This is a genomic window from Cellulophaga baltica (genome assembly GCF_900102165.1).
GTDB lineage: Bacteria > Bacteroidota > Bacteroidia > Flavobacteriales > Flavobacteriaceae > Cellulophaga > Cellulophaga baltica.
This window is the reverse complement of the sequence record NZ_FNBD01000002.1, coordinates 557,993-574,274: the sequence shown is the minus strand read 5'-3', so window position 1 is coordinate 574,274 and position 16,282 is coordinate 557,993. Positions and strand designations below refer to the sequence as shown.

At 34.1% G+C, this 16,282-nt stretch carries 8 protein-coding genes and 1 rRNA gene; 6 read left to right on the top strand and 3 right to left on the bottom strand.

Translation table 11 applies throughout. The features are described 5' to 3' along the window. Positions 1 to 162: 162 nt before the first annotated feature. Positions 163 to 274, top strand: a 5S ribosomal RNA gene (gene rrf / locus BLQ19_RS05690). A 522-nt stretch (positions 275 to 796) separates the two neighbouring features. Here the strand turns inward: rrf and BLQ19_RS05685 are convergent. Next, positions 797 to 1,357, bottom strand: coding sequence for an RNA polymerase sigma-70 factor (locus tag BLQ19_RS05685; RefSeq protein WP_175444400.1), 561 nt, complete (start codon positions 1,355 to 1,357; stop codon positions 797 to 799). Between the two features lie 92 nt (positions 1,358 to 1,449). On the opposite strand from BLQ19_RS05685, the gene BLQ19_RS05680 reads away from it, so the two are divergent. From BLQ19_RS05680 to BLQ19_RS05660, 5 genes are all read left to right on the top strand, one after another. Next, complete coding sequence (locus tag BLQ19_RS05680) at positions 1,450 to 2,613, top strand: FecR family protein (RefSeq protein WP_074537669.1); 1,164 nt, start codon at positions 1,450 to 1,452, stop codon at positions 2,611 to 2,613. 113 nt (positions 2,614 to 2,726) lie between these two features. Further along, a complete protein-coding gene (locus tag BLQ19_RS05675) occupies positions 2,727 to 6,401 on the top strand; it encodes a SusC/RagA family TonB-linked outer membrane protein (RefSeq protein ID WP_254788243.1) in 3,675 nt (1,224 codons plus the stop codon). Positions 6,402 to 6,411: 10 nt separating this feature from the next. Then, entirely contained in the window at positions 6,412 to 7,890 is a 1,479-nt protein-coding gene (locus BLQ19_RS05670) for a RagB/SusD family nutrient uptake outer membrane protein (RefSeq protein ID WP_074537667.1), read from the top strand. 19 nt (positions 7,891 to 7,909) lie between these two features. Then, positions 7,910 to 8,794 carry a substrate import-associated zinc metallohydrolase lipoprotein gene (locus tag BLQ19_RS05665; RefSeq protein ID WP_029445242.1) on the top strand — a complete coding sequence of 295 codons (885 nt, stop codon included), beginning with the start codon at positions 7,910 to 7,912 and terminating at the stop codon, positions 8,792 to 8,794. Between the two features lie 8 nt (positions 8,795 to 8,802). After that, the gene (locus BLQ19_RS05660; protein WP_074537666.1) at positions 8,803 to 10,143 is read left to right on the top strand and encodes a DUF4302 domain-containing protein; all 1,341 of its coding nucleotides are present in this window, start codon (positions 8,803 to 8,805) and stop codon (positions 10,141 to 10,143) included. A gap of 139 nt (positions 10,144 to 10,282) precedes the next feature. On the opposite strand, the gene BLQ19_RS05655 is transcribed toward BLQ19_RS05660, so the two are convergent. After that, the gene (locus BLQ19_RS05655) at positions 10,283 to 11,752 is read right to left on the bottom strand and encodes a glutamate synthase subunit beta (RefSeq protein ID WP_074537665.1); all 1,470 of its coding nucleotides are present in this window, start codon (positions 11,750 to 11,752) and stop codon (positions 10,283 to 10,285) included. 9 nt (positions 11,753 to 11,761) lie between these two features. Beyond that, the gene (gene gltB, locus BLQ19_RS05650; protein ID WP_074537664.1) at positions 11,762 to 16,270 is read right to left on the bottom strand and encodes a glutamate synthase large subunit; all 4,509 of its coding nucleotides are present in this window, start codon (positions 16,268 to 16,270) and stop codon (positions 11,762 to 11,764) included. Positions 16,271 to 16,282 lie beyond the last annotated feature (12 nt).

Here is a 16,282-nt window from a genome sequence, read left to right as displayed (position 1 = left end):
TAGGGGGCGGACTTCCTTTTTTTAAAGGTATAATAACCAAAAATCGTAGCTTACTTTAGATTTAATCTAAAACTGTGTTTATAGTGCGTGTTTTATACACCATTTTGTCCCTTTAATATGTTAACAATATTAGTTACTATGCATTTGTGTAGTACAACGATTTAAGGTGACCATGGCGATAGGGTCCACCCCTTACCATTCCGAACAGGGAAGTTAAGCCTATCAGCGCCGATGGTACTGCTATACCAAGTGGGAGAGTAGGTCGTCGCCTTTTTTTAATCAAGTCCTCAATAGAAATATTGAGGACTTTTTTTGTTTATATAAGGTTCTTATCCTTGATGATTCTTATTCCTAACAACTGTAGTATCCCAAAACGCATTACTCCTGAGAGTAGATTACTTCAATATCTATTTATAACAGTTTTGTAGTCATAAGTAGCTATTAGTAGGCGTTGGTGGTATTCAAAAGGTATTCGTATAATCTAGATGCTATAGTTCGTGTGCAATAAAGTCTGAGTATTTCTTAGAGCTGCATGCGCACCAGCACCCATTCTTGCTCGTTATCTGTATATCTAACCATTTTTTCAAAACCTACCGCCTTATGTGCTTGCATAGATCTGTCATTTGAGGTTGCTTATATAGTTTTCTCAAGATCAATGTAAAAGGGAGCGAGATAAGTTCATTCCAGAATAGTATATACGCAGTCGCATTATTTTTTGGTTTAATACTTATCTAATACTAAATCTAGAAAGATAGTATGTCGTTGGGAATTTTAATTTTGAGGGCGGAGTAGCTCCCTAAATTTGCTCTTTAATTTTTCTCAGCGCCAAAGACATATGCGCCTCAACAGTCTTAATAGATATTTTTAAATTATCAGCTACTTCTTTGTACTTCAGGCCTTCAATTTTTATCATTATAAAAACCTCTTTGCATTTATTAGGTAATTTTTCAATTGCCTTTTTAATGAGTGTTACTTTGTGTTCATTTGTAATCTCAATACTGTCATCAATGAAGAAGTCCATGGCAGAAATCCGTATCTCTGTTAGGTAATCAATATTTTTTTGTTGTTTCTTATAGTTATCTATGAACTCATTATAGCACGCTTTGAATAAATAGGAACTCAACGAACTACTGATTTCTATTTTCTTTCTATTCTTCCATAAATTAAAAAATACATTTTGCACGATATCTTCAGACAATACTTTGTCTTTCGATAGTCCAAAAGTATAAATACATAATTTTTTGTAATGTTGTTTATACAATACCTTGAATAGATCGTCATCACCATTTCTAAGGCTTTTAATATCTAATGTATGTTCTTCTCTTTTCAGTTGAATTTCTTTAATAGTGTATCTCAATTTTAAATTTAATACTTTTTTTAAAATTTCTTAACATAAAACTAAGGGTATTCTATTTTTTTTAAGTCTTACTATAAAGAATCAACTACTTAATGAAGAATAGTCAGTTAAACAACATTGAAATTTCTAAATTTTTAAATAACACTTTGTCGCCTAATGAACTTAATTTGTTTAAGGAAAAATTAGAAGTGTCTGATAATGTAGCGCTATTAAAAAAATTTATTATCGTAAATCATTTATTTGAGGTTGAAAATGTGCACTTTGATTCTGATGCTGCTTTTGAGAAATTTTTGGCGAAGAAAATTGCTTATAATTCCAGTACTGAAAATTCCTTTTTTAAAACAAATAAGTCTTATTTATATGCTGCTGCTATTGCTTTGTTTGTTTTGGGACTATCTATCTTAATCTACACTAATAATGCTATTTATACTACGGAAGTTTCTGATCAGGTGGTTTTAAAACTTGGCTCTGGTGAAACTAAAGCAATAGATGAAACTGAATCTAATAAAATATTCAATAAAAAAGGTGAAGTTGTTGCGGTGCAAAAGGGAAATAGTATTCTGTATAATTATTCAGTGAACAAAGAACTGTTAGCAGTAGAGATCAATGAGATTTACGTTCCTTATGGAAAGAGAATGGAGGTTGTATTGTCTGATGGAACTAGAGTCTATCTAAATTCAGGTTCTAAGTTAATATATCCGACTTTTTTCAATAAAGACAAGAAACGTATCGTAGAATTAAAAGGGGAGGCTTATTTCAACGTAGCCAAAAAAGATTCTAATAATAGATTTGTGGTAAATACAAAGAATTTTGAGACCACCGTTTTGGGAACGGAATTTAATATTTCCTCTTATGATAATGATGTTTCTAATGATGTTGTTCTTGTAGAAGGCGCAGTTAGTATAAGCTCTAGTGCTGATGGTGATACCGAATTTTTCTTGGCACCCGGCGAACAATTTAACTATACAACTAATGCACCCGGCAGTGTCGTCTCTGTAGATGTTCAAAGTCACATAGCATGGTTAGATGGGGTCTTAGTTTTTGAAAATGAATCTTTTGATGTTATCGTTAAGAAATTAGAACGATTTTATAATGTTTCAATAGAAAACAACTATGATACTCTTTTGAATGAGAAGTTTACGGGTCAGTTTGATTTAGAATCTATTGAAGACGTATTAACGACTTTTAAAAATACAATGCCTTTTAAGTTCGAAATAAATAACCAAAAAGTGGTCATTAACCCTTTAAATTCCTAGTAAACTATATGACATAAAATAACTAAAACCAAAAAAATCGAGAGATGTTCCAGCATCCCTCGATTCACACAAAAATTTTAAAAACGCGAAATCTCTAAAATCATATTAAAAGTATGAAAAAACAATATAATAATTGCCATTATCTAGGCAATCTATTTAAATTCGATTTGAAAATGAAACTTACTGCGATCATGCTTATTCTATCTTTATGTAGAATAAGTGCTAGTATTTATTCTCAGAATACAAAAATCACTTTAAATCTTAACGAAGTAACGTACCAAGAATTGTTTAAAGAGATAAAAAAGAAAACAGAATTTAAATTCTTTTTTAAAAACTCTGAAGTAAATTCAAAGGATATAGTTTCTATAGATGTTAATGACAAGTATGTGGAAGATATACTGGACATAATATTCAAAGGAAAAGATATCTCTTATCAAATTCTAGGGAAACAAATAATTTTAAAGCGTGAGAAGCCTAAGATAGTAAAGGACAATTCTGAGCAAGATAAATTTAATCTTGAGGGAAATGTATTAGATGAAGATGGTATTCCCTTGTTAGGCATATCCGTCTTAATCAAAAACACCACGAGAGGAACAATTACCGATTTTGATGGAAATTTTACGATTGAGGCCGCTATAGGTGATATTTTATTATTTAAAGGTCTTGGGTTTAAAAGTACAGAAGTAGTTGTTAAAGATAAAAATGATATAACGTTGCAGTTGCTTGAAGATGTTGCAGCTTTGCAGGAAGTAGTAGTTTCGGGCTATGATAAAACATCCAAAAGAATCTTTACGGGGGCTTCTAGCTCTATTATTGCTCAAGATTTAAAGATTGATGGTTTGGTAGATGTCAGCCAGATGTTGGAGGGTAGAGCAGCAGGAGTAAACATTCAGAACGTTACAGGGACCTTTGGTTCTGGACCTAAAGTTACAATTCGTGGTGCTTCCTCTGTTTTTGGTGATACAAGACCATTATGGGTTATTGATGGGGTTATTCAGGAAGATATTGTCAACACAGATTTTGATGCTTTAATTTCAGGAGATGCTTCAACATTAATAAGTTCTTCTATCTCTGGTCTTAATGCAAATGATATTGAAAAAATAGATATTCTTAAAGATGCTTCTGCAACGTCATTATATGGTGCTCGTGCATTAAACGGAGTTATCGTAATTACAACTAAAGGGGGTAAAAGAAAATCAAAACTAAAAGTAAATTACTCTTTAGAGCAGACGGTTAGAGATATTCCAAGATATGGGAATTATGATATTCTGAATTCAAAAGAAACGGTGAGTATTTTTAATGAACTTGAAGCTAAAGGTTTTTTAGATTTCCCTAGTGTAGCGCAAAATAGAAATGGTGGTATTTATACAATCCTTGCGCAGCAAATTAATGCATATGATACAAGTAGTGGGCAATTTGGAGTTCAAAATAACATAGAATCAAGAAATCAATTTTTACAGCAATATGAACAAGCTAATACAGATTGGTTTAAACAGTTATTTAGATCTTCATTGACACAAAATCATACCTTGAGTTTTTCAGGAGGTGGTGAGAATAATAGTTTCTATACTTCCTTAAGTTTCTTTAATGATCCGGGATGGACGATTGCAGATAAGGTTAGTAGGCTTACGTATAAAGTTAAAAATACCTACTATTTGTCAGATAAATTTAAATTGACGCTAGGGTCTAACGGGGCTATCAGGGATCAAGATGCTCCTGGAACGTTTAATAGAGAAGAAGATAGTTTTAGAGGTAGTGTTTCTAGGGTTTTTGATATAAACCCATTCAACTATGCATTATCAACAAATAGAACAATAAGACCGAGAGATGCTGATGGAAATTTAGAATATTACAGAGCCAACTGGGCTCCCTTTAATATTTTTAATGAATTAGAGAATAATACGATCGAATTAAAAGTAAAAGACATCAGTTTCCAATTAGAAGGTAATTATAAAATAACCAAAAATTTAAATTATGATTTCTTAGGTTCTGTGAGGTATGTTGTTTCAGATAGAGATCATAATATAACAGAGAATTCTAATGTAGCAGCAGCTTATAGATCTCAAGAGACTACAATTGTTCGTAATTCAAATGTTTTCTTATATAGAGACCCTAATAATCCTACGGCTCCACCTATTTCAGTTTTACCACAAGGCGGAATTTATAGAAATACGAGTAACGAACTGACAAATTTTTATGTTAGAAATAGTATAAATTATGCCAACACCTTTAATCAAAAACATGAGGTTAGTGGTTTGCTTGGTCAGGAAATGCGGTATATAGATAGAGAGGAAGATTTCTTTATTGGTTACGGGTTGCAATATGATCGAGGGTTAACACCTTTTACTATTCCTGAGGTATTTGCAAAAACGCTTGGAGAAAAGAACGATTATTTTGGATTAGAGAGCGAAAAAGAACGCACGCTTGGTGTATTTTCAAAGCTTACCTACGTCTATGACAGTAAATATGTATTGTCTGTAACAGGCCGTTATGATGGGTCAAATAGACAAGGAAGAAGTAAATCTTCTCGTTGGTTGCCAACAGGGACTGTGAGTGGTAAGTGGAATATGAAGCGAGAACACTTTTTAGAGAACGTAGATTTTGTAAATTCTTTAGGTCTTAGAGCTTCATATGGTCTTACAGCAACTGCCGGTCCTGCAACAAACTCACTGGCCATCTTTAGAAATGATATAACCAATAGATTGGATATTAATTCTCGAGAACGTTTTTTGAATATTGATGAATTACAGAATTCAGAATTAACTTGGGAAAAGCAATATGAAACCAATTTAGGACTAGACTTTGGAATGTATGAAAATAAGGTTCTTTTTTCTGCGGATGTATATCAACGAAAAGGGTTTGATCTTATAGATTTTGTACGCTCTTCTGGAGTTGGCGGAGAGTTTATAAAACAAGGTAATAATTCTGATATGGAAACTAAAGGGATAGAACTTTCTATTACGGTTAAACCTATCAATACACCTAATTTTAGCTGGTCTTCTACTTTAAATTTGTCAGCTTTAGATCAAAAAATTACGGCCTTAGAGAATAAGCCTAACGTTTTAGACTTAGTAGATCAAACTGGAGGTAATGTTGTAGGTTTTCCCAGACAATCTTTATTTTCCTTTCAATTTACAGGCTTAGATGATAGGGGTTTGCCTAATTATATTTTACCAGAAGATCCAGGAAATGAAGAGAATAGTGTTACTGGTGCAAATTTTCAAGATGTAGATGATATTACTTCGTATTTAAAATATGAAGGAAGTATTGAGCCTACAAAAACAGCAGGTTTCTCAAATACATTTAGGTATAAAAGTTTTTCTCTTAGTTTCTTAGTATCTGCTTCAGGTGGAAACAAAATTAGGCTAGATCCTAAATTTGCACAATCTTATTCAGATTTGAATGTATTTACTTCGGAGTTTAAGAACAGATGGATTTCTCCAGGAGATGAGACGCTTACAAATGTACCTGTGATTGCAAGTGGTAGGTTAATTAATGAAATTCCTAATTTATTTAGAGCCTATAATGCGTATAATTTTTCGGATGTTAGAGTAGTCGATGGAGATTTTATTAGAATGAAAAACATTAGTCTTTCGTATAGTTTTCCAAAGTTATTGATAGAGGATCTAGGTTTGAATACGTTTAACCTAAAATTGTCTACTACAAATCCGTTTATGATTTATTCAGATGCTCGATTAAATGGTCAGGATCCAGAATTTTTTAGATCTGGTGGGGTCTCACAGCCTATAACAAGACAATTTACATTATCACTTAATCTAGGTTTTTAATATTAAAAAGATGAACAAATTATATACAATAAAAATTGGGATATGGATCTTCTTAGCATTTTTAGCTACTTCTTGCGAAGATTATTTATCAGAAATTCCAGATAACAGGACGGAAATTGATAGTCCAGAAAAAATTTCAGAATTATTAGTTATCGCATATCCGGAGGCAAATTATATGGATTTTGCAGAGACGATGTCTGATAATGTTTCTGATAAAGGGAACACATTGCCAACCGAATTAAATTTAGCGAATTACAGGTGGGAAGATATAGATATTGATGATTTGGATTATAGGGTAGGCTATTGGAATGCTTGTTATAAAGCGCTAGCGCAAGCCAACCAAGCTTTGGCATCTATAGAAGAATTAGGAAATTTAGAAAGTTTAGCACCTCAGAAGGGGGAGGCTTTATTGGCTAGAGCTTATAGTCATTTTATGTTAGTTAATTTTTGGGCTAAACATTATGACCCTGCAACTGCAGCAACAGATAAGGGTGTTCCTTATGTATTACAACCAGAGGAAGTATTTATAGAAACGTACACACGTAATACGGTTCAGGAAGTGTATGATTTTATTGAGGCAGATTTAGTGGCTGGTTTAAAATTAGTCTCCAATAATTATCAAGAGCCAAAATTTCATTTTACTCCCGAAGCAGGAAATGCCTTTGCTTCTAGATTTTATCTGTTTAAAGGGGATTGGGAGAATGTAATTAAGCACAGTTCTAATGTAATAACCAACCCTCAGTTGCAATTGCGTGATTATTTGGGGACGTATGCGGAATTAGAATATTCTCAAAGAACAGCATTGTATGCCAGTGATTCAGATAATGCGAATCTTTTAGTGGTATCGGCAAATTCGTTGTATTCTAGAATATTTGCAAGTAACAATTTTGGACTTAGTAGTGAGAAAGCCAATGAATTATTTTTTTCTGGAAATATATTAGGAAAAGCATGGGCTTATGATGTATTTGGAGGAGAGGGTTTTAATAATCTACCAAAATTTGCAGAATTCTTTAGGGTTACCAATGTAAGTGCGGGTATAGGAAATCCTTATGTAGGTCTTGTATTGTTTTCCACGGATGAAGTTTTACTAAATAGAGCAGAGGCTTATGCGATGCAAAATAATTATGAAGCTGCATTGGAGGATATCAATGCGTTTTTCTCTGTGAGAACCGAAGCTTATGATTCAAGTACCGATGTTTTGGTGAAACAAGACCTTTTAGATATATACCCGGTAGTGGTAAATGAATATACTCCATTTTATAGCTTAGATAGTGATCAGATTTCTTTTGTGAAAGCAATTGCAGAACTTAAAAGGAGAGAGTTTTACCACGAAGGTTTGCGTTGGTTTGATGTAAGAAGGTTTGATTTAGAGATAGCTCATAATCTTATTGGAGGAACTGACTTATTATTAGAAAAAGGAGACAATAGACGTCAATTGCAGATTCCAAATTTCGCTATTGAAAGAGGCTTAGAAAAGAACCCACGCTAACGATCTAAAAAATAAGAAAATGAATAATATCAATAATAAATACAAAAGATTAGTAAATGCGTGTGCTTATATAGTAGCTGTAATTGCTATTGTAATTTTAGCCTCTTGTTCACAAGAAGATTCTTTTGAAGGAAGTAATCTGGATACAAGTGCGCCTAAGCTTACTGCATTAGATACTTATATTAGAACGAATTATGTTTCTGCATATAATATAGATGTATTGTATAAATGGAATGAGAATGTGGTAGATAATAACCGATTTTTATTTCCGCCAATAGAAGAAAATGTACAACCAGTTTTAGAAGTTGTAGAAAAAATCTGGTTAGACTCATATACGGAAGTTGGTGGTGCTGATTTTGTTAAACTGGTAGCGCCAAGACAATTACTATTAGTTGGAGGTAGAAACTTTAATAGATCTGGAACTATTTTATTAGGTCTAGCGGAAGGCGGGAAACGAATAACCTTATTCGAAACAGATCTAGTAGATGTTTCCGATAGAGCGAATATTACACGTTTTTTATCTACGATTCAGCATGAATATTGCCATATTTTGAATCAAACAATTCCTTTTGATGAAGAAGGATATGGTAGAATAACACCCTCTGAATATACTGCTCAATGGTTTAACACCAGCATAGCAGAAGCTAGAGAGTTAGGCTTTATTTCTGATTATTCAAGGAGTAGTGTTGTAGAGGATTTTGCGGAGATGGTAAATTTCATGCTAATTAATTCTAATGAAGAATACAATGCAATCATTGATGGTATTTCTAATGTAGAAGCGCGTGAAAGTATTAGAAGTAAAGAAGCAATTGTAGCCGATTATTTTGATAAACAATGGGATATAGATATCTATGAATTGCAGGAAGTAACCGCTAGAAATACGCAAGAAGTAATAAATAATTAAAGAGCGACATGAAAAATAATAAATATATAATTAATACTATTGTTATAGTGCTGTTAAGCATGTTCTTGGTTAATTGTGCAGATGATGACAACGAAGGGGTGTTCGATGAAAGTCCGGCGGAAAGAACAAATGCACAAAAGCAAGAATTAAGAACGGCATTACAATCCTCAGATACAGGATGGAAGGCTGTTTATTTTACGAGCCCTGGAGAGTTAGGTGGTTTTACCTTCTTTTTTAATTTTTTAGATGATGAAACGGTAGAAATGACCTCAGATTTTGATGATGATTTTACAGTAACTAAAAGTAAGTATGACGTTGTTTTAGGAAGTACTATTAAGCTATCGTTTACCACTAAGAATGATATTCATAAATTATCGGACTCGGCAAATCCTCCAGATTCAGGCTTAATTGGGAGAGGATATTTAGGAGATTTTGAGTTTCTATATTACGGTCAAGATGAGGCTACAGGAGATTTAATTTTTAGAACCAATAGAACTCAAGAAGAAGTTAGGTTTACAAAAGCTACCACTAATGAAGTGCAGAATATTATTGATAGTAAGGCTATAGCTTTAGAATTAACGGACTCAGAAAAATCAGTGTATCAAAATGTTATTGTTACTATTGATGGAACTACAGAGGTTTTTGATTTTTCATTGAATGTAAATAGAAGATTCATCGATATTTCAAATGATTCTGATTCCTATTCTTTTGGGATTGCTTATAATGAAAAAGGTTTTACGGTGAGTCCGCCTCTTGAGATTAAGGGCCAAGAAATTTCTGAGTTTACATACAACGTAGAGGCTGATAAGTTTATAGCAGACCTAGGCTCTGGAAATATGGCAGAGATCGCATTCTTGGATGCGCCTTCTAATCCTACCGATGATAATTTAGTGGTGGTGCAGCCGGATAATGCTTATGGATATATAGATGATTTCTTATTTGATGCAACTTCTAGCTCATCTAATTTTAGAGCATTAAGAAATTCGGTTAATGAAGGACTTAGTCCGTTTGATTTGAGCCTTTCTAGAGTTCAATTCTTTTTTACAATTGGAGGGGATGAAACTTTTAATGTTATTCAATACCAGTTGCTAAGTGCTGTAGATGGTTCTATAATACGGTTAAATCACTTTGTAACATTTGAGAATGTTGACGGAAAATTAATACTTATAGATGATGGTTGGAGTGATCCTAGTTTAGCGCCTTTTGTTGAAGCAATTGATAACGTTTTAACAAATTCTGAAGGTTTGTATATAAAACAAGAAAATTTTACAGTAAGATTTCCGAATACAGTATTCACATTTACCAGTGCAGCAGATCCTAGTTTTAGAATGACAACTTACGCCTTTTAATAGGAGATAAGAGTTTATTATTTAATTTGTTAGTTATGTTTAAACTCCAAAAGCTGTAAGGCTTTTGGAGTTTTGTTATATTAAAACACCCTTTAAGAACTGCATCTTAAAGGGTGTTTGTATGAATTGTAGTGTATTCTTATATTCTAGGTAAATCTCCTTCCCCTTTCAGAGGTAAAGCAGATGTGGTTCCCATTAAATACGTATCTATATGATATGCAGCTTGTCTTCCTTCAGAGATGGCCCAAACGATTAAGGATTGTCCTCGTCGCTGATCTCCTGCAACAAATACTCCAGGAACATTTGTCATATAATCTTTGGCAGTTGCCTTTATATTGGTTCTGGGGTCTGCTTTTAAACCTAGTTGATCTGCAATAGTCATTTCTGAACCTGTAAATCCTAAGGCTAATAAAACTAAATCGCATTTCCACTCTTTTTCTGTGCCTTCAACTTCTTTTAAAAGCGGTCTTTGACCAGGTTGTTTGATCCATTCTACTTCAGAAGTGATCAAACCTTTTAGGTTACCGTCTTTATCTCCCACAAATTTCTTCGTAGAAATACTAAAGAATCGTTCTGCACCTTCTTTGTGAGAAGAACTTGTGCGCAAACGCATCGGCCAAAATGGCCAAGGTTGGTCCTCTGGTCTTTCTGGAGTTCCCTTAGACATAATCTCAAAGTTAGATACAGAATTAGCACCATGTCTAATAGAAGTTCCGATGCAATCAGAACCTGTATCTCCACCTCCAATAACCACAACATCTTTGCCTGTAGCCTTTATCTCTTCTCCTAAGTCTGTAATGCCATCTACACGTCTATTATTCTGTGCTAAGAAATCCATCGCTTGTACCACTCCTTTCAAATCAGAGCCTTCAATAGGAAGGTTTCTTCTAACAGTAGCGCCGCCACATAAAACAAGTGCATCAAAATCATTTTTTAGAGCATCAGCCTTTATGTCAACGCCAATGTGTACGCCAGTTTTAAAAATGATGCCTTCCTCTTCAAGAACTTTAACTCTTCGATCGATAACATTTTTTTCCATTTTGAAATCTGGAATACCATAACGCAATAATCCACCAACCTTTTGATCTCTTTCAAAAACAGTTACTAGATGTCCTGCGCGGTTTAACTGTTGTGCAGCAGCTAGTCCAGAAGGGCCAGAGCCAATTACAGCAACAGTTTTTCCTGTTCTTGTTTCTGGAGGATTAGCTGTAATCCAACCTTTTTCAAAAGCAGTTTCCACAATATTTTTTTCAATATTTTCTATCGTAACAGGATCTTCGTTTATTCCTAATACACATGCTTCTTCACATGGTGCAGGGCATAAACGGCCTGTAAATTCTGGAAAATTATTTGTAGAATGTAAGATGGTTGCTGCTTTTTCCCATTTTCCACGATACACGGCATCATTAAAATCAGGGATTAAATTCCCTAAAGGACAGCCACTATGGCAAAAAGGAATACCACAATCCATACATCTTGCTCCCTGATCCTTCATTTCTTTAGAATCAAGGGGAATAGTAAATTCTTTATAATTTTTAATACGATCCTCAACTGGAGCATATTCTTCAACTTTTCTATCGAATTCTAAAAATCCTGTAATCTTACCCATAGTTTCGATTTATATAGTTTCTAATTTTTCGTTCTCTAAACGAATTAATGCTTGTTTGTATTCTTCAGGTAATATTTTAGTGAATAGCGGAAGAGTTTCTTCCCATTTCTCTAATATACGCTGTGCAAGTGGACTAAAAGTTGCGTTGTAGTGATTTTCAATCAATGCTCTTAATTCAGCAATATCTTTATCTTCATCAACAGGCAATAAGTTTAGCGCCTCTTTATTGCAGTTTTTCTCAAAGGTTTTATTCTTATCGTAGATGTAAGCGACACCGCCACTCATACCTGCACCAAAATTACGGCCAACTTCTCCTAAAATAACAGCAATACCTCCTGTCATATATTCACAACCATGATCTCCAATACCTTCTACAACGGCTTTTGCTCCAGAGTTACGCACACAAAAACGTTCTCCTGCTTTACCATTTATATAAGCCTCTCCAGAAGTAGCGCCATAAAGGGTTACATTTCCTGTAATTACATTCTCTTCTGGTTTAAAGGTTGCTTTTCCAGGAACCTTAATAATTAATTTGGCTCCCGATAAGCCTTTTCCAAGGTAATCATTAGTATTACCATTCACGACCATCGTTATTCCTTTGGTGCTAAATGCACCAAAACTTTGACCAGCAGAACCTGTAAAATTTAATTTTAAAGTGTTTTCAGGTAAACCTTCTGCACCGTAAATTTTTGAAATTTCATTACTAATAATAGCTCCAACTGCTCTATCTGTATTCTTGATAGGGTAATCAATGCTCATCTTTTCTTTTCTAAAGAGGGCAGGGTGAGCTTTCGCTATAATATCAAACTCAATAGATTCTTCTATATGATGTTGTTGTTTTTGCGTATTGTAGAATTTCGTTCCAGCAGGAACATCCACTTTATATAAAATAGGAGTTAAGTCTATACCTGCAGCTTTATAATGATCAATAGCTTTATTTCGGTCTAGCTTCTGTACTTGACCTACCATTTCATTAATGGTTCTAAAACCTAATTGAGCCATAATTTCTCTCAATTCTTGGGCTACAAAATACATGTAGTTTACAACGTGTTCTGGTTTCCCTTTGAATTTTTTTCTTAAATCAGGGTTCTGTGTTGCAATCCCTACAGGACATGTATTTAAATGACATACACGCATCATAATACATCCTGAAGCTACTAATGGAGCTGTTGCAAATCCGAATTCTTCAGCACCCAATAGGCAAGCTACAGCGACATCACGACCTGTTTTTAATTGGCCATCACATTCTAGAACAATTCTATTTCTAAGATCATTCATGACTAACGTCTGTTGTGCTTCTGCTATACCAAGTTCCCATGGTAAACCACAGTGTTTTAAAGATGTTAAAGGAGATGCTCCTGTACCGCCGTCAAAACCAGAGATTAAAATTACATCTGCTTTTGCTTTAGATACTCCTGCAGCAACGGTACCAACACCAACTTCGGAAACAAGTTTTACATTAATACGTGCTTCTCTATTGGCAGACTTTAAATCAAATATCAATTGTGATAAATCTTCAATAGAATAAATATCATGATGCGGTGGTGGAGATATTAGTCCAACGTAAGGCGTAGAGTTTCTAGTCTTCGCGATAGAAGGGTTAACCTTAGCACCTGGTAATTGGCCACCTTCACCCGGTTTGGCACCTTGTGCCATTTTTATTTGTATTTCTTGAGCATTTGTCAAATAGTTAGAGGTAACTCCAAACCTACCTGATGCTACTTGTTTTATGGCACTGTTTCTCCAATCTCCTGTTGCATTTTTGTAAAAACGATCAGGATCTTCTCCACCTTCTCCAGAATTACTTTTACCACCAATTCTATTCATAGCAATTGCTAAATTCTCGTGGGCTTCTTTACTAATAGAACCATAAGACATGGCACCCGTTTTGAAACGTTTTACAATTTCTGTCCAAGGCTCAACTTCTTCTAAAGGAATAGGATCATAATTAGAAAACTCAAATAAACCTCTAATAGTCATTAAATTTTTAGATTGTTCGTTCACCATTTTAGCAAACTCTTTGTAAGACTCTGGTTCGTTATTACGAACAGATTGTTGTAATTTGGCAATAGATAGCGGATTGAACATATGTTTTTCTCCGTCTCTTCTCCATCGATATTCACCACCCATTTCTAGGTCTAAATTTGCGGCAACATGTTTATTAGTAAATGCCTTTTGATGACGTTTAGCAATCTCTTTTTCAATTTCATAAAGTCCGATACCTTGAATTCTTGTAGCGGTATTAGGAAAATATTTTTCTACAACTTTAGTATTGATACCAATACATTCAAATAATTGAGAGCCTCTGTAAGAGTTTAGCGTAGAGATTCCTATTTTGTTCATTACTTTCAAGATGCCTTTACCGACCGCTTTATTGTAATTTTTAATAGCTTCTTCTTTAGTAAACTCAGTAATATCATGCTCCTCTATTTGCTCAGCAATAATTTCATTTACTAAGTAAGGGTTAATAGCACTAGCTCCAAAGCCAAATAATAAGGCAAAGTGATGCACTTCTCTTGGTTCTGCAGATTCTATAATAACGCTTAGTTTAGAGCGTTTTTTAAGTTTTTGTAATCCACTATTTACAAAGGAACATGCTAATAGTGCTGGGATAGGTGCTAATTCTTCGCTTACATTTCTATCGGATAAAATAATGATGTTTGTGCCTTCGTCAATAGCCTTGCTAGCTTGGTTCAGCATATCTTGAAGTGCATCTTCAAGGCCATTATTTCCTTTATTTACTTCGTAAAGAATAGGAATAGAGGTTACCTTATAATCAGGACTCGCATCGTAGTTTTTAATCTTGTCTAAATCTTCTTTAGAAATTACAGGATTTTGAATCTTTAATTTACGACAATGAAGTTCTGTGAAATCAAAAATATTGTGATCACTACCTAGTGTTAAACTTATATCTGTAATTAGTTCTTCACGAATACCATCTAATGGTGGGTTGGTTACTTGTGCAAATAATTGCTTAAAGTAGTTATATATTAATTGTGGACGTTCAGATAATATGGCAATAGGAGTATCGCTACCCATAGAACCTAATGGTTCTTTTGCCGTTTTTCCCATTGGAAGTATAATGGTATTAATATCTTCTAAGGTGTATCCAAAAGTTGCTTTTCTTTTTTCTAATGACGCCTCGTTTAAAAATAAAGGACAATCATTGTAAGGTATATCTTTAAGGTGAACAAGATTTTTGTCCAACCAATTTTTATAAGGATGTCTGCTTGCAATCTCTTCTTTTATTTCCTCATCGTTTACAATACGACCTTCTTCCATGTTTACAAGAAACATTTTACCTGGTTCTAAACGACCATGTAATTCAATGTTTTCCGGAGCTATATCAACCACTCCAGTTTCAGAAGACATAATAACATTGCCATCTTTGGTAACGGTATACCTAGAAGGTCTTAGTCCGTTTCTATCTAATACAGCGCCAATATAGTTTCCATCGGTAAACGGGATTGATGCAGGACCATCCCATGGTTCTGAAAGACAAGAGTTGTATTCGTAGAACGATCTTTTAGCTTCAGACATGTCAGGATTCTTCTCCCACGCTTCTGGAACTAAGATCATCATTACTTCTGGTAAGGAACGTCCAGTCATCAATAATAACTCAACCACCATATCCATGGTCGCGGAATCTGATTTTCCTGGAAGGATTATTGGAATAATACTTTTTATTTCATCTCCGAAGAAATCACTCTTAAGTAATTCCTCACGAGAACGCATGCGTGTAACGTTACCTCTTAAGGTGTTTATTTCTCCGTTATGGCACATGTATCTAAATGGTTGTGCTAAATCCCAGGTTGGAAATGTGTTGGTAGAGAAACGTTGGTGTACTAATGCGAGTCTAGTAACTACTCTAGGATCCATTAAGTCTTTATAGTAAAGACTTATATCTTCCGGCATTAATAAGCCCTTGAATATGATAATTTTTGTTGATAAACTAGGTACATAGAAAAATTTACTTTCCGATAACTTAGAATCAATTATAGTGTGCTCTGTAGTTTTTCTGGCGATGTACAGTTTTAAATTAAAATCAAAGAAAGTTTGCTCCGGATTCTCTTTAGCAACAAATATTTGTCGAACAAAAGGTTCGGTCTCCATAGCAATTCTTCCAGGAACAGATTTGTTCACGGGAACATCTCTCCAGCCTAAAAGTTGTAAGCCTTGTTTTTTAATATTTTTTTCAAAAACTGAAATACAAAATTCTCTTTGGTTATCTTTTTGAGGTAGAAAGATATTTCCAGTTGCGTATTCTCCAGCTTCAGGCAGTTCAAAATCACAAACTTCTTGAAAAAATGCATGAGGAATATCAATTAGAATACCTGCACCATCACCTGTCTTTCCATCAGAACTTACTGCACCACGGTGCTCAAGTTTTTCCAAAATTTCAAGTGCTTTATGGATGATATCATTAGATTTCTTTCCTTTAAGACTGCATATAAATCCTGCACCACAGTTATCATGCTCAAATTCCGGTAGGTATAACCCTTGTTTCTTCAACGCCATAAATTATTGTAT